General features: G+C 42.8%; 14 protein-coding genes and 1 pseudogene. 6 read left to right on the top strand and 9 right to left on the bottom strand.

The genetic code is table 11. The annotated features are described in order from the left end of the window. Positions 1-67 precede the first annotated feature (67 nt). Positions 68-967 carry a T9SS type A sorting domain-containing protein gene (locus BFO_RS03870; RefSeq protein ID WP_157755285.1) on the top strand — a complete coding sequence of 300 codons (900 nt, stop codon included), beginning with the start codon at positions 68-70 and terminating at the stop codon, positions 965-967. A 369-nt stretch (positions 968-1,336) separates the two neighbouring features. Here BFO_RS03870 and BFO_RS15495 read toward each other — a convergent pair whose 3' ends face one another. Genes BFO_RS15495 through BFO_RS03855 form a run of 3 tightly spaced genes read right to left on the bottom strand, consistent with a single transcriptional unit; the run spans position 1,337 to position 3,413 of the window. Then, on the bottom strand, positions 1,337-2,308 hold the full coding sequence (locus BFO_RS15495; RefSeq protein ID WP_014224307.1) for a DUF4097 family beta strand repeat-containing protein: 972 nt from the start codon (positions 2,306-2,308) through the stop codon (positions 1,337-1,339). After that, positions 2,305-2,874, bottom strand: coding sequence for a hypothetical protein (locus BFO_RS03860; protein ID WP_014224306.1), 570 nt, complete (start codon positions 2,872-2,874; stop codon positions 2,305-2,307). Before BFO_RS03860 ends, BFO_RS15495 begins: the two co-directional genes overlap by 4 nt. Further along, on the bottom strand, positions 2,871-3,413 hold the full coding sequence (locus BFO_RS03855; protein ID WP_014224305.1) for an RNA polymerase sigma factor: 543 nt from the start codon (positions 3,411-3,413) through the stop codon (positions 2,871-2,873). The genes BFO_RS03860 and BFO_RS03855 overlap by 4 nt, the downstream gene beginning before the upstream one ends. Before the next feature lie 219 nt (positions 3,414-3,632). On the opposite strand from BFO_RS03855, the gene BFO_RS03850 reads away from it, so the two are divergent. Further along, positions 3,633-4,055, top strand: coding sequence for a hypothetical protein (locus tag BFO_RS03850; RefSeq protein ID WP_014224304.1), 423 nt, complete (start codon positions 3,633-3,635; stop codon positions 4,053-4,055). A gap of 33 nt (positions 4,056-4,088) precedes the next feature. On the opposite strand, the gene BFO_RS03845 is transcribed toward BFO_RS03850, so the two are convergent. Further along, on the bottom strand, positions 4,089-5,603 hold the full coding sequence (locus BFO_RS03845) for a GH3 auxin-responsive promoter family protein (protein WP_041590652.1): 1,515 nt from the start codon (positions 5,601-5,603) through the stop codon (positions 4,089-4,091). 75 nt (positions 5,604-5,678) lie between these two features. Beyond that, on the bottom strand, positions 5,679-7,046 hold the full coding sequence (locus BFO_RS03840) for a carboxylesterase family protein (protein WP_041590651.1): 1,368 nt from the start codon (positions 7,044-7,046) through the stop codon (positions 5,679-5,681). A 505-nt stretch (positions 7,047-7,551) separates the two neighbouring features. Between BFO_RS03840 and BFO_RS16575 the strand changes: the two genes are divergently transcribed. Together BFO_RS16575 and BFO_RS03835 are read left to right on the top strand one after the other, a co-directional pair. Beyond that, positions 7,552-7,716 (top strand): hypothetical protein, encoded by a 165-nt coding sequence (locus BFO_RS16575; protein WP_143596665.1) that lies wholly within the window; start codon positions 7,552-7,554, stop codon positions 7,714-7,716. A gap of 120 nt (positions 7,717-7,836) precedes the next feature. After that, positions 7,837-8,538, top strand: a pseudogene (locus BFO_RS03835) (6-bladed beta-propeller); the annotation flags it as partial. A gap of 26 nt (positions 8,539-8,564) precedes the next feature. On the opposite strand, the gene BFO_RS03830 reads toward BFO_RS03835, so the two are convergent. Together BFO_RS03830 and BFO_RS03825 are read right to left on the bottom strand one after the other, a co-directional pair. After that, positions 8,565-9,338: a galactosyltransferase-related protein gene (locus BFO_RS03830; protein ID WP_014224299.1), complete on the bottom strand. Its 774-nt coding sequence runs from the start codon at positions 9,336-9,338 to the stop codon at positions 8,565-8,567. Beyond that, the gene (locus tag BFO_RS03825) at positions 9,335-10,366 is read right to left on the bottom strand and encodes a glycoside hydrolase family protein (protein ID WP_014224298.1); all 1,032 of its coding nucleotides are present in this window, start codon (positions 10,364-10,366) and stop codon (positions 9,335-9,337) included. The genes BFO_RS03830 and BFO_RS03825 overlap by 4 nt, the downstream gene beginning before the upstream one ends. Positions 10,367-10,458: 92 nt before the next feature. Between BFO_RS03825 and BFO_RS15485 the strand changes: the two genes are divergently transcribed. Both BFO_RS15485 and BFO_RS16570 read left to right on the top strand, forming a co-directional pair. Next, a complete protein-coding gene (locus tag BFO_RS15485) occupies positions 10,459-10,710 on the top strand; it encodes a hypothetical protein (RefSeq protein ID WP_143596664.1) in 252 nt (83 codons plus the stop codon). A gap of 317 nt (positions 10,711-11,027) precedes the next feature. Next, positions 11,028-11,357: a transposase family protein gene (locus BFO_RS16570; RefSeq protein WP_052299229.1), complete on the top strand. Its 330-nt coding sequence runs from the start codon at positions 11,028-11,030 to the stop codon at positions 11,355-11,357. A 26-nt stretch (positions 11,358-11,383) separates the two neighbouring features. Here the strand turns inward: BFO_RS16570 and BFO_RS03815 are convergent, their stop codons facing one another. Beyond that, on the bottom strand, positions 11,384-13,762 hold the full coding sequence (locus BFO_RS03815; RefSeq protein WP_041591103.1) for an ABC transporter permease: 2,379 nt from the start codon (positions 13,760-13,762) through the stop codon (positions 11,384-11,386). 613 nt (positions 13,763-14,375) lie between these two features. Beyond that, entirely contained in the window at positions 14,376-14,573 is a 198-nt protein-coding gene (locus tag BFO_RS03810; RefSeq protein ID WP_041590650.1) for a hypothetical protein, read from the bottom strand. Between the last annotated feature and the right edge of the window lie 217 nt (positions 14,574-14,790).

Here is a 14,790-nt window from a genome sequence, read left to right as displayed (position 1 = left end):
GGTAGAAATTTTCTTTTTTCCGTATATATCGACTTTCGAAAAAAATGAACTGTTCAATAGTATAATCATGAAGAAAAGTATCTTTTTATCATTTTCGCTGATGCTGTTGGTATCGGCAGGAGTTTGGCCGCAAGAAAACGCTTTCGGCGGCAAGTATGTGAATGCCTTTAAGGCAGATTCCGTGGTTTGGAAATGTTATAACGAAAACACCCATAAATTTTGTGAAACAATTTTGCATGGAGATACCGTAGTAGATGGGAAAAAGTGGAAGATTCTGCAATCCAATTGCCTGATCGTTCTGAAAGGATTGATTCGTACCGAAGGAGATAAAGTACTCTTCACTCCATATCCCGGATATGAAAACACAGTACATCAGGATTATCGAAAACAAAAAGAAACCGTTATCTACGATTTCTCGCTGAAGGTAGGAGAAAGTATCCCTTCGGCCGGTCTTGTTCCGTCGGGAAAAATTACGAAAATCGATTCCGTCATGTTCGAAGACGGCCATAAACACAAGCGGATACACGTCGGGGAACATTACAGCTATATCGAAGGGTTGGGTAATGACCAGTTAGGCTTGTCCTTTATTCTTGTTCCGGGAATACCGACAATGGAAGGGGTACTTTCTACTTTCATGTGTTGCCATGTAGACAACCGATTGCTGTACCGGAATCCGGCGTTTAAAGATTGCAACGGCAATAAGGTATCCAACGTAATCATCACAGGCGGCTTATCGGAGGCTAAAGTATGGTTTGCGGAGGGGCAGCTGACCGTATCGCTCGAAGACGGCCGCATGTTCGATGTGGCTGTCTTCAACGCGCAGGGAATGCTTGTGGCGCAACAGCAACAGAATCGTTACGAAACCCGGATTCCTTTCGGCAACGAAGCAAAGGGTGTTTACTTCGTCCGGATTCAAGCGGGACAGGCCGTGGCGACACATAAGGTCGTCCACGCCCGCAACGAATAACTGTATGCTTTCCGGCACCGACCTTATCGACGGCACGATACAGTAACGGTATCCGCCCGGTCTGTATCGTGCCGTATCGGTTTAGCGGCTCACATAGGGATATTCCTAAAATAACAACATAAAACCAGCTGAATCATCAAAATGATTACGGACGGCCAGCTCGATATAAAAATCAATATACGCGATTATTAGAGAGCGGTAAGTCGATGGGTGTGACAATTTATTTATATGAATGTCCGTATATATGCCTAAAATTAATTATATATTGCTAATCTACAGAAATTTATTTCTTACTCCAATCCATGCATCCAAATTATTGTTATTAAATAGTTTAATGGAGTTTTTAGGTACAAACACGGATATTCATTTTTATTTAAATACGATTCCTCCATACGAGACGGAAATATTGACGGAAGCGTTCGGGTTATTGCTTTTACCCGCCGTACCGACGATACATCCTTTCTTCTTCAACGATACGTTGTGGAATGTAAGGTTGCCGGTGTCGATATTTCCGTAGTTCGTATAAAGAGCGGCTTTGAAGGCATGCTCTTCGGTCAGTCCGAGTTTTACATTACTGTATGCCGCGTCGACCCGGATTTCCGAAAAATCTTTCGCTACTTCGGAGATTTTCAACCCTCCGTATCTCAACCGATCGGCCGTCAGGCGTTTGTTCAACTTGCCGATTCGCACATCGGTGTAGCCGGTTTCGATTTCGAAGTCGCTCACTGATTCGATCCGGTAGTTATCGTATTTCGAATCGGCTACAACTTGCCCGGCTTCGTCGATTTTGATCCCGGAGTATTTGCTCTCGATGGAAAGATTTTTGCATTTGTTCATCGTCACTTTGCCATAACTGATGTCGATCGTCGCTTTATTGAGGGCGTTTGCGAAAAGATCTCCGTATTTTAATTCGACGGTGAGCGGCTGCACGAAGTTATCGAGGTAAATATTCCCGTATTTGTTCTCCAGCAGAGGAATGACGCTCTTAGGAGCGGTAACGATATAATGTACCGAACGCCCGCAGTTGTTGCAGTTGAGCGGTTCAAACTTGGTCCGGGCCAAAACCTGATTGCCGCTGTGGGAAAAATCGACCGATACGCTCTCGGCATATTTTCGGGCGGCCTCCTCGGTGCGTCCTTCGCCTCTGATCTCGATCTTGAACGTAATTTTGCGGTTCGTTCCTTCGATGATCCGAATGTTGCCGTATTTGTTTTCGATGGAAAGAATGGGATTGTCGCCGACGGTAAACTCCTTGACGATTTCTCTTTTATACTCTTTCCGCGCGGCGAAAGCTTCGGTTGCCAGCAAGGTGATGGCCAAAATAAACAGAATTTTCTTCATGATGTTTCTATTTGAGAGGTTATTAAATTCATTTGTATTTGCTGCAAAGCACTAATTCTGGACGAATAGATGCTGACGATCAATGTAATCTTATTTTCATCGGGCATCTGGACTTCCGGTACCGGCTCCGTTTTCATCGTCTCTAACTCTTGGAGTACTTTAGAGCGTTCGCTTCCGTTCATTAAGGTAAGCATTTGTTTCGTTGTTTCCAATTCGTTTTCAAACAGCATGGCATAATGGTTTTGCACATCGGCCGGCGAGTCTTCCGGTGAGATCGGTTCGGTCATCTCCGGTCGTGAAGTGAACAGCCAGAAGGCGGTCATCACGGCGGCAGCCGTTGTGAGGGCTCCGATAAGGACACGCAAGACGCGATTCCGTCCGTTGTTCGCTTTCGCTTCGTGCGTTACGTATATATCCGTCTCGACTTCCGATATCGTTTCGGCATGCAACGCTTCGAGTCGTCGGGCAAAGCGTTCGCGGTGTCCGTCTTTCGGTTCGCCACTGGCAAAAATTTCGTGCGAATGCGTTTTGATCGTATGTTCTAATATGTTATTCTTCTTGTTCATATCCGTTGGGGCTGATTCAATAAGTTTCGTAACCGGGACAATCCCCGCGTGTACTGCACACGCACGGTGGATGGATTAAGTTGTAGCCTTGCGGCGATATCGGCGAAGTTCATATCGCCGAACAGACGCAGGCTGAGGATGCTTCGGTAACCGACAGGTAAGCGTCCGATGCCGGTACGTATTTCATCGATGTCGGGCTGCTCATCGGCCGGCTCGTCTTCGTCGGCCGGTTCCGACACCTGCTCTTCGTTGATTGAAGTGTAAAAGTTCTTCTGCTTTCGTACGGTGTCGATGGCCGCATTTGTTGCGATCCGTCGCAGGATGCGTTCCATCGCCTGCGGATCGTCGTTGAGCAGTTCGGGACGGACGAAGATCTTCAGCAAAGTGTCCTGCATGATCTCTTCGGCTTCGTCGCGATTGCCGACAACAGCTGCGGCACTCTGATAAACCGGACGGAAGAAGCGGTCGTAGAAAGCCATCTGCGCCTGTTGCTCGCATCTTCGCACGCCATCGACGAGGTTCTTATATTCGTTATCCATTCGTTTGACTGTTCATCCCTATAACGAGGCAAAGGGCGATTTGCTACAACGAAGGTAGAAAAAATACGGTATTTCGCATTTGACTGTATCGTGTTTCGTCCTGCAAAGAGCGGCAGGACATGCCAATATGGGCAAACCGATTTGCCGTACCGGGATTTGGCAAATCTTACCATGTTTCATATTTTTGTGTTTCGGTAGATAAAATAAACGACAGGGACAATGATAGAACAAGATTACATCCTGAAGATCTTACAGGAGTTCTTCGAGGCCATCGCCAAAGTGGTGCGGCGCAGTGATGAGGATGACGAGGCTGCTACGGCTGACATGCAGGCGCGTTATAATGCCATCTACGAGCATTTTTTCCGTTGTCCGGCACATCATTTCTATGAAATCGAAAAAGAAGACCTGCTTAACGACCTGTGGACGGAAAACAGTGAACAGAAAGCGTTAGCCAAAATGCGCATGCTCTCGGAATTGCTCTATCGTGACGCACTGATCAAAAAAGAGGGTTCCCTGCGCTACGACCTGTTGGAGAAAGCATTGCTTCTGCTCGAATTTTTGCAACAGAACAGCAAAACCTATTCGTGGGATCAGGAGAACAAAATGGCTTATATTCGTACTCTACTCGAAGAATACGGATAGTTTCCGACCTTATGTGAGATATTCTTTTCGTGATTAGCCGTTCATCGACAAGAGTTCTTCCAATATGTCCCGGCTGTTGCTCAGGCAAGGTACTTTGTGCTGTCCTCCCAATTTGCCGCGTTTCTTGAGCCAGTCGTAAAACAAATGTTCGCGGGCGGGAATTACTTCGAGGGGTTGCAGGGAGATTTCCTTGTAACGTTTCGCGGCATAGTCGGAATTAAGTGTCTGCAAAGCATCGTCCAACACGGTGGCGAATGTTTCGATGGAGGGCGGCGGTGTCTCAAACTCAACCACCCACTGATGGCGTCCTTTTGCCTTGTCGAGCAGGAACAAGGGGGCGGCTGTATACGCCCTCACTAAGGCGCCTGTTTTTTCGCAAGCTTTTCGGATGCCTTTCTCGGTATTGTCCGCCATCAACTCTTCGCCGAAAGCATTGATAAAAAAACGGGTACGTCCCGTGATCACGAATTTGTGCGGGAAGGTAGACGTGAAGCGCACCGTGTCGCCGATGCGGTAGCGCCACAGTCCGCCGGCTGTGGTGATGATCATCGCATAATTCACGCCGGTCTCGACCGCTTCGAGCGGGATAGCGATCCCATCGTCCGGACGCCCGGATTCGCCCGTGGGGATAAATTCGTAGAACACCCCGTAGTCGAGCATCAGGAGCATGCTTTTGTCCGACGGGTCGTCCTGTAACCCGAAGAATCCTTCCGAAGCGTTGTACGTCTCCATATAGTGCATTCGGTCCGACGGTATCAGTCGTTCGTACTGTGTGCGGTACGGTTCGAACCCGACCCCGCCGTGGAAAAAGACTTCGAGGTTCGGCCATACTTCGGGCAGTGTCTGTTTGCCTGCTCGCTGCAAAACGGCTTTGATCAGCACAAGCATCCATGACGGAATGCCGGAAAGACTGACTACATCCTTCTTCCATGTATTTTCCACAATCGCCTCGATCTTTCTTTCCCATTCGTCCATTAGAATGATCTCTTTGCGCGGCACACGTATCAGGTTGACGAGCGGATTCAGTTTTTGCAGCAGCACGGCCGAGAGGTCGCCGCAATGTGCCCGCCTGTTCAGGGGCGACGGGCTGTGACTGCCGCCAAGGATCAACCCTTTCTTCGAAAAGAAACGCGTGTCGGGGCAATTATGCAGGTAAAGCGCAACGGTGTCGAAGCCTCCCGCATAATGGCAGCGGCGCAGGATGTCGGACGTGACGGGGATGTATTTACTGCGGTCGTTCGTTGTGCCGCTGCTTTGGGCGTACCATCGCACGGTCGAGGGCCACAGCACGTCTTTCTCTCCGTTAATCATCCGTTCGATGAACGGGTGCAAGTCTTCGTAACTCTGAAGCGGGATACGTTCGCGAAAGGTGTCGTATCCCGAGATCTCCGCGAAAGCATAACGCTTCCCCCAAGTGGTGTTGCGTGCCTTGCCGAGCAGGTAACGCAACTGCTGCCGCTGGATGTCGACAGTCCGCTTTCCGAACGATTCGATTGCGTGTTGTCGTCGTGCAAAAAAGGGAGAGATGATTTTTGTCCGTATGTCCATGTCCGTTTGCGTCGGGAAACCGTGCCGCAAAAATAATCCTTTTTTTTCAGATTATACTTCCCGTTCGCTTTGGGATCACCAGGCTACTTCGATCGCAACGGGATAGAGCCGGTGAGGATCGAAGAATCGGGCACAACTGTTTATTAAATGTTTCAGGTCGGGTGTGGCGGTACCTTTGAATACTTGCTCGCCGTTTGCCGTTACGGTTATTTCACGGTTCAGGTCGACCAGCTCGTTGCACAGATAGAGTATCAGTCTCCCGTTACGCGAAGGGGTATAATGTTTCTTGAACTTCATTTCGATGCCCCAGTGCGGATCGGTCTCAACTGTCTCATAGGTTACATCGTCGATTTGCAGGGTGATCGTGTTGTTCGTAATATTCATCTCGTAACGTTTCCGTCCGGCATTATCTGCCCGTTCGGGAAGGTAAAGGTTGTAAAAGCCCGGACGGTGCCGGCCGTCCATCTCATAGTCTTCCCACGTCACATGCTTCGGATGCGGGTTTCGTACATGCTGTTTTAGCCACGGAGTCGTAGGACGGTAGTCGATGCTGTGTCCTTTGCCGGGAATCAGTTCGATGCGATGCATGAAATGTTCAGGGTCTTGCGTATGGAGTTGTCGGAAAGCCTCTTGCACATACGATGTCAGCGTATTCCGGTAGAAACCCTTGTCGTCCGCGCCTGTGAGTAAGGAAAATGCTATGTTACGGCAGTTCTCGGGCGGAGCGTTTTTGAGCGGTTCTCCTCCCGCCATCGGTCCGGCGCCGGCCAGATAGTCGGCGTAGAACGATGCGAGCCGCTGACTGCCGTATCCCCCTTCGGAGATACCGAAGATATACATCCGGTCGGGATCGATCTGCCCCGATACGAGTGACTGTCGCAGCAGCTTCTCCCATGCGAACTGCTTGGCCTTTTGCCACCAGCGATAATATTCGCCTTCATTCGGTATCTGAGGGATGAAATAGGCCGAAGGAGCATCGTCGAACCGGGTGCAAAGGGTCAGCCCTGTTGCCCATTCCTGATGCTTATCGCCCGAACCGTGCAGATACAGGTAGAGCGGAAAACCGTCCTTGGGCTTATTGTTTCCTTTTGTTCCCCAATAGTAGGGCATGACGGCATCACGTTCCAGGTTTTCGGGTAATACCCAGCGCCCCAACGACGTTTCCGACAAAGGCTTCAAGTCGATTAGTTTTTCTTCGGCAAAGGCTTCGTTGGCTGCTTTCCATATCTCCCACACCCATTGGCGCTGCTGCTCGACCTCCCATAGGTTCATAGTTTTCTCTCCTGCGAAAGTGGCTGTTTTACCTGCCAGACGGTCGGCAAAGAAAGCGGATATCGCCTCTTCGGAGACCCTGTTCGTATCATGCTCATCCGGCGCTGTTGCTGCAGAACAGGAGCACCATGCAATGCTTAACAACAGACCGCCTGCCCGTATCAATCTCATCTTTATTCTTGTATTTAAATTCCGGATGCAAAAATAAACGATTCAACGGAAATAACCGCATGCGGTACCTCGGTGTTTTTGGGTGGAACCGGGTTCCTGTTGCTCCATAACGGAGAAGACATGTATGACAAAAGTACAAGAGTATGTCGGATAGCACTTTGTTTATGAATGAGTTTCTGTCCAAGTCATCCTATTTCAAGGGTCAGTTGCGTGAGGCATGTGTGCAGGTCAATTTTTATCCCGAACTCACGTAATAATATCCATTCTCTTGTAAAGAGGTTTACGACGTAACTTTATTCCGGATAAAGGCAGCTTGTGTTTGTGTTAATTAAAACAGCAGTCAAGGGTAAATATACCGTTTATTAGGAAAAATGCTACCGTTCGTTAGAAAAGTGGATTAATATTTTGGAGAAGGATGTTAGGGCAACTATTTTTGTTCCCTGTATTTACTTAAATTTTACAACAATGAGAAATTTGAAAAAAAATTAGGCTGAATCAAATCAGCATGAGTGAATTAGACCAACGAAGGTTGGATTTGTTAAGAGGGGGATCCTCATGTGCTTGTATTGGTTGTTATTGTGCTGGAAGTAGTAGTGGCGTAAATACTGCAAGCGGCCCACAGCAATCAAATGCGGTGCATTCGTCTGATGGCGGAAGCTATACTCTATAATATAATATTGCATTTTACTTATATGTAATAGTTATGTCTATCAGTGGTTTTGCCCATCGCCGTCTGACTATGAAATAAATATTGGTCGTAGTAATCTTTGTCACATAAAAAAATAAGATAATGAAAAAAACAAATGTATTTCTAACGGTCATATTGTTTGTGCTATTGGTGGCGTGTGAAGGAAACAAACAATCAAACGAAGATTTAATTATCGTTGATGTTTCGAGAAGCTACCCTAAAAAAGAACTCGTTCTTCAGGATTTTATGAGTGTAGAGTATATTCCCTTGGAAACAACCGACGAGTTTGTTACTCAAGGTTTGGTACAAGATGTAGGGAAAGAATACTTGCTGTTAAAAAACAAGAATAGTGATGGGAATATTTTTGTTTTTGACAGAAAAACCGGTAAAGGATTAAGGAAGATAAACCGACAGGGGCAAGGTCCCGAAGAATATACAAGGATTAATGAGATTGTTCTTGATGAAAGCAATGGCGAAATATTTGTAAAGTCGCAAGGAAATAAAATTGTCGTATACGACCTTTACGGAACATTTATAAGATATTTGGATCTTGATCGGGACGTTTCGTCCGTTTTTGATTATGACAAATATAATTTGATTTGTTATGATATGTCGGACTATCATAGTAAAGGAAAAGATAGAGGCGGATCATACCATATGATTATATCAAAACAGAATGGAAGCATTACCCGGGAAATTTTTATTCCTTTTAAAACAATTAACACACCGGTCGTTATTCATGGAGAGGGATTTGTTGCAAATTATTCTTATCAAATACGCCTAAGCAACGGCAGATGGATACTTGATTGAATCTAATTAACAATGCCGAATTAACTTGTGATTTTTCGTTTAAGTTCTTCTTTTCCAAGATTAACAATCTCATAAAAATTATGCATTGCTTTATTTTTATGATTCATCGAATGAAACATACCATTTTTGTCACGTGGATGAGACAAATGAAACATACAATTTTTACTTCGATAAATTTTAAAGTTAAATTCTACCCAACGACAGTACCTCTCCCCATCCTCTAATCCCCAACCATAAAAATCTTCATTTTCCATCCCTGAAGTTACATAGTCTTCTGTTTTTAATAAGACTGCACCACCAACTGCCCCCCTCCCATTATTTGCATAAAGAGGGGTCATCTTATCTTTATGTTTTTTTAAAAACTGAATATCTCTATATTTCCAATAATGATTTCTTAAAATATCCGAGGTATCTAAACAATCTCCATTATAAGGATAAGCCACATTGTAACTGTTTTCACGTAATTGCAACACAGAGTCTTGTATTTGTTCAGCTTCCAAGATAATATCGCTATCCCATATTGAAATAATCTCTGTTTTTACTTTTTCTGTCATTTTATTTAAATATTTGGTTCTATGAAAAATGGGGTCTTTATCTTCTATGAACCAATAAGTGATATTCTTACATAGAGATGGTATTATATCATTTCTATATGATGATGCTTCCAAAATAATAATATTAGTATTAAAAAAACTTTGAATACAATCAACTGTAAGTATTAGATTCTCCAAACGAATAATAGAGTCTAAACGTATCGGAATTATAAATGTTGTATCGTTTAAATCAGTTTTCATATGCCTCGTTTTTGAATATGTGAAAGGACTAATTGTACTCCTGGGAAGCCCTCTAATAGTCCTTGATGAGCCTCAAAAAAGTTATTTTGTGCGAACAGCGATTCCCAAGCTTCAGAAGAAATAATTTTATCTTGAAAATCTTGAGGGTTGTAACATATTTTGTATTTTGGGTGATAATTTTCCAAATAATAAAGCAGTAAATATATTAAAGGCAATCCATTTCCGACAAATATATGTTTGTTGTTTATTTCTTTGTTGAAAATAACTTGCAAATTTATTTCTCTATGGAGTAGTTGCGCATGTAGTTCCCATTTTGGATTTTTCATATAAGGAACAAGTGGAAGTATTCCACAAAGCATGAATAACCGATTAGCATGTAGTATTGGTATTTTAGATAAGATAGAGTACTCAAACTCTTCCAAAATTTTGTAAATGCGATTATTATAGAAATTTAGCTTCAATAAACATGATAAGATGTAAGTGAATAAAGGCAAGTGAAAATTGTATACTGAAAAAGAAAATCCTTCATTGAAAAAATTGTCACTTAATTTATCAGTAAAAATGTTGATGGTTTTAATAATAAGTTCTTGATATATATAAATATCATTTTTCTCTTTTTGGTCACGTAACCTTACGGATAAATAATAAATAAGATGCAACAACTCTTCTCTTTGGAAAGACAAATTAGATTGAGTAAAGGCTAAATGTTTAAAAATAACATTATCGATATTCTCCAACAATTCATTTAAATCTCCTTTTACAAAGCCTTTTTTTATCAAATATATAATACCCAAACTTATTCCAGCAAGACCATTTTCAACAGAAATAGATGAATCCAATGATATGCTAACTAATGAATTATCTAATAGTTGGTCCGCAATCACTTTATAATTCTCATTCTTTTCTATTCGAAATAAATGGTAGAAATAGATACTTATTCCTATTTGACCTTGAGCCAAACCAACAGGATAATACTCATCTATTGATTGCAAAAGTCTTTTATTTAGTTCTTCTACATATGCCTTCATTTATAATAGAGTTAATGTAAATTAGATTTGTTATATATCGCGTATGCGTGTATCTTTGTCGCATGGCTTACAACGAACATAGAGATAATCCCATGAGTTTCCGTGTGCTCACCGGCTTGAGCCATGTTCAGTTCTCTCGTCTTCTTTCTTACTTTGAGGCTGCTCATTATGACTATCTGTCTGAATATGATATGACTGATAAACTCCACACCAACCGTTGCAGTTTCTGTATTTACAAGAACAGTCCTTTGCCGGATGTTACCGAACGTCTTTTCTTTATCCTTGTCTATCTGAAGAATAACCCTATGCAAGAGTACCATACGGCTTGTTTCGGGATGGGTTAGAAGCATTGCAATACTTTCGTGCATTGCTTGACGCATATTCTTCGTTCCGGCCATAAAACAATGGGCCTTATCCCCGCACAGACCGACAAGGAACTTTCCGAACGCTTGTCGGACTTTCCTAAGAGGAAATTCAGCCCATATTGCTTCATGACGGGACAGAAAGGGAGATTCCTCATCCAGTAGACTACCGATGAACAGAAAAAGCAATACAGTGGGAAAAAGAAGCGGCATACGATAAAGAATGCAGTCATCATCACTGTATCCTGCAGATTCTCTTTGTCAGTCGGAGCGTTTCCGGAAAGACACATGACAAGAAGATGGCCGATACTATGTACTCCTTTCCGGTTCCGTGCACTTTGTATCAGGACACCAGATATCAGGGATATACTTTCCAAGGGGGCACAATTATACAACCTGTCAAGAAAAGCAGGGGAAAGGCGCTTTCTGATGACCCGAAAGCGTTCAATAGAGAGATTTCCCGTATCAGGGTACGGGTGGAACATGTCATCGGCAGAGCCAAGTTCATGAGGATTGTCAAAGATGAATGCAGGCTCAGAACAAACTCTTTCGTTGAACGGTTTTTTGCTACATGTGCTGTGTTGCATAATCTGAGGATGAAAATCGAACCGTGGACATACAGAAACTAATTTACGTAAACTCTAATAATATAAGCTTACTCACTTTTTATGACTTTTGCAGGATTACTGCCGGCTGCTTTTAGCACTTGTCCTAACACTGTAAATAATACGAGCGTAATACTACCCGTAAACACCATTACCGGTAACCACCATGGAATATTCGTGTGATAAGCATATCCATGCAGCCAGCGGTACATAACATAATGAGCGATCGGGAGAGCTACTGCGGCTGCAAAAACAACCAATAGAGAATATTCGCAAACAAACATGCGAACAACATTTTGTATATCAGCTCCAAATATCTTGCGAATCGCTATTTCTTTGCGACGCTTTTGAGTCGTTGATCTTGCTATGGCATAAATTCCGAACAAAGAGATTGAAAGACAAACGATCGCCAATATGAAAAATAATTTTAAACCGATCTGTTCCGAATAATCTAACCGGTCGTATACTTCATCAAGCAAAGTCAGACGAGTATCCGTCAAACGGATATCTATATCTGTCAGTATCGAAGATATTCGCTGCATCACTTCCTGCTCTTGTCCGGGCACGACACGGATATACCAGATGTTTTCTAAACCGGTTCTAATAATCGTCGGATGAATACGACTTCGAAGAGAATGAGAGTGAAAATCGTTTACCACACCTATCACTTCATATTCTTCCATGGGAGCAACGCCATCATTAGTAATCAAAAAAGGATTCATTCGAATAATGGAACCTATCGGTTCACTAAGCCCCATAACCTTGACCGCTTCTTCGTTAAGAACGACTTTATGATTTTCGTTTTGACCTTCTTCCCACCATCGACCCGCAATCAGTTTTAATCGGAAAGTCTTAGCAAAATTAGCATCGGCAAAGAGCCATTGGAAAACAGGTTTTTTGTGCAACTGTTTTCCCGGCCATTCTACCTCGGTTGTCACGGTCGCATTTTTATCGGGAGAATAGTCCGTAGCAGAAATGTTCATAATTTGAGGGATTGCTTCAAGGCGTTGTTTTATGGTAGCTTTATGTTCATCCAGCTTCATGTTTTCGCTATATAATTGAATGATTCCCCCCCGGTCGAATCCCAAATCTTTTTGATTGATGAAACGCATTTGCATCATTGTGACCGAAGCGGCAATAATAAAAACGATGCTGACTGCGAGTTGAAAAGATATCGCGATTCGCTGTAACATAGGTTGATTAGACGCTTTTCTTTCTGCCATATTTCTTGTAATCAGCTGATTCATCCTCCAACAGGGGATCAGGCTGAAAAGCAATACGAACAGCATTATGCCCAGACCGGAAAGCAGAGAAAAATAAATCAATTGCGGTGTAGGCATGACTATTCCTAATAGATTGGATGCGACAGGTCGAGTAAGGAAAATGAAGAAAGTTCCAATCAGTAATGCCGACAATACAACACAAGTTAACTCGAACATCATTTGCGTGATAATTTGTCGGCTTGTAGCTCCATGAATCATGCGTTGACGGAACTCATTGATACGTTGACGGAAAAGGCCAAGATACAAATTTAAGAAATTGAAGAGTGCGCTGAGCATTAACAAGATGCTTGAAATCACCAGCAATCGTATGAAGTTCAAGGTAAAAAGCTGGTCGCTGTTTAGTTTGTGACGAACATCGCTAATCGGAAGCATCCTTAGCTCAATATCGGTATTCTTGTTTGTTCTTGAAGTGAAATTACGAAGCTGTTGTTCAAACCCTTTGCTATTTGCTTGAGGATAAAACTTCACGTATAGATTGTTATTGTAATATTGCCATTGTTCGGAAGTGCTCATGATCATAGATGCATCTTGTAAGGCGGGAAAATTAAAAATGGCATCGAATGGCAGATTCGTATTTGCCGGCGAATCTTGAACGACGGCCGTTACTGTACAAGGACCGAAAATTCTGGATAAAGAATGCTCCAGTTTTTGTCCAATCGCCTTTTCTGCAGTGCCAAATAAACGCGAAGCCACAGTTTCGGTTAAAACGATATTTCCCGCCATCTGTAACGCTTGCTTCATGTCTCCGTAAACACACGGCTGTTGAAAAACGTTTAGAAAGGCGCTGTCAACACATAGTGTCTTTAACTGGATATAATCGTTTTCTTCTGTCTGGTAATCTAATTGTTCCGTGACAAAACCGGCAGTAGCCTCCAATATAGGAAAGTATTTGAGTAACTCGTTGCCTAAAAGCCCGGGTACCTGTTCATTCACTTTACCGGAGCCTTTTTCGACAGCATATATGCGGTATATTTCCTTTGCATCCGAATAAAAACGATCGTAGGTCGTTTCGTAATGTAGCCAATAAACAGTCGGGATAAAACATACCAAGCTAAAGGCGAGTCCCAAAATCGCGATAGATAATTGTATTTTATATTTCAAAAAAACACGAAAACCTGTTTTTAAATACTGTCTTAATAGATTCATGTTCATATCAATAAAAAATTTAGTTTGCAATGTAACTCTTTTATTGCTACTTTTTTATAAGTTCTCATTGTGTTGAGAAAATATGCTATCTTGCCGAAAAGTCCATCGAAGCATAAAAGATGTAAATGCAATTTTTTCACCTCCAAAGTTATAAAACTTTTTCTTATCAGAGCTTCCATTTTTTTTGATTTTTTATTTTATTGTGTTTTTTTTATAAATATGGTATTGGTTAGGCAGGAGGAAAACGAAGCAGTTTTCTTTTCACGTTCGTTTTCCGACCTCTCACATCACCGTACATATGGTTTCACATACAGTGGTTTCTATTTGGAGTACCATTCAAGATATAAGCTCAGTAATGACGCATAGCCTGTCCTGTGTAAGATTTTTGTTGGGAAAGTTGAGGCAAACATCTCTCGAAAATCAAAAGTTGATAGTCTCGGAGCTATTCCACTCCCGGACTAAGAACTCGCATACCTCCCCCCCAAAAAATAAGGATACTATTGGTTGCGGATATGTTTTTCAAAAAGTAAGTATCTTTTAGTCAAATAGTTGCGTATCAGGTGACACATCTCTTACTCCTTCAAGCATTTTTGCCCAATCTTTTTCGGGATTTTCAAGGAATGTAACAGTTCACATAATACATCAGCATAATCCTCACCATTGTCGCCAGTTCGGAGAAGCCCCATGTGCGTTTGATACGCTTTTGTATGACCATCAGCAGAAGATTTGCTATAAGGGTAACCCATATCCGTATCTTGATGGCATGGGCACTTTCGCCGTAGAAGTACCGTAGAGAAAAACTCTGCTGCAATTGTTTGAAAAGAAATAAAAGACAGTTACTTGACAATTTCTTTCTTTGAGAAGAAACCCTCCATAAACCTCTATCAGGAGATTATGGATAACTCAAGATTGATGACCGCTTAGATCGAACTCACGTTAAAATCAGTAATAGTGCAAATGTACGACAGCAATGATTCTTTATTAACATGTACGATTTGTGTAATGCTCAATAGGTAAAATATTCTTTA

Source organism: Tannerella forsythia 92A2 (assembly GCF_000238215.1).
In the GTDB taxonomy this organism is placed as follows: Bacteria; Bacteroidota; Bacteroidia; order Bacteroidales; family Tannerellaceae; genus Tannerella; species Tannerella forsythia.
Note: the sequence above shows the minus strand (reverse complement) of the source record. Positions and strands in the feature narration are given on the sequence as shown.

Coding starts and splice junctions, on each gene's coding strand:
- BFO_RS03870 (WP_157755285.1), top strand. CDS start 68: ATGAAGAAAAGTATCTTTTTATCATTTTCGCTGATGCTGTTGGTATCG.
- BFO_RS15495 (WP_014224307.1), bottom strand. CDS start 2,308: ATGAAGAAAATTCTGTTTATTTTGGCCATCACCTTGCTGGCAACCGAA.
- BFO_RS03860 (WP_014224306.1), bottom strand. CDS start 2,874: ATGAACAAGAAGAATAACATATTAGAACATACGATCAAAACGCATTCG.
- BFO_RS03855 (WP_014224305.1), bottom strand. CDS start 3,413: ATGGATAACGAATATAAGAACCTCGTCGATGGCGTGCGAAGATGCGAG.
- BFO_RS03850 (WP_014224304.1), top strand. CDS start 3,633: ATGATAGAACAAGATTACATCCTGAAGATCTTACAGGAGTTCTTCGAG.
- BFO_RS03845 (WP_041590652.1), bottom strand. CDS start 5,603: ATGGACATACGGACAAAAATCATCTCTCCCTTTTTTGCACGACGACAA.
- BFO_RS03840 (WP_041590651.1), bottom strand. CDS start 7,046: ATGAGATTGATACGGGCAGGCGGTCTGTTGTTAAGCATTGCATGGTGC.
- BFO_RS16575 (WP_143596665.1), top strand. CDS start 7,552: ATGAGTGAATTAGACCAACGAAGGTTGGATTTGTTAAGAGGGGGATCC.
- BFO_RS03830 (WP_014224299.1), bottom strand. CDS start 9,338: ATGAAAACTGATTTAAACGATACAACATTTATAATTCCGATACGTTTA.
- BFO_RS03825 (WP_014224298.1), bottom strand. CDS start 10,366: ATGAAGGCATATGTAGAAGAACTAAATAAAAGACTTTTGCAATCAATA.
- BFO_RS15485 (WP_143596664.1), top strand. CDS start 10,459: ATGAGTTTCCGTGTGCTCACCGGCTTGAGCCATGTTCAGTTCTCTCGT.
- BFO_RS16570 (WP_052299229.1), top strand. CDS start 11,028: ATGGCCGATACTATGTACTCCTTTCCGGTTCCGTGCACTTTGTATCAG.
- BFO_RS03815 (WP_041591103.1), bottom strand. CDS start 13,762: ATGAATCTATTAAGACAGTATTTAAAAACAGGTTTTCGTGTTTTTTTG.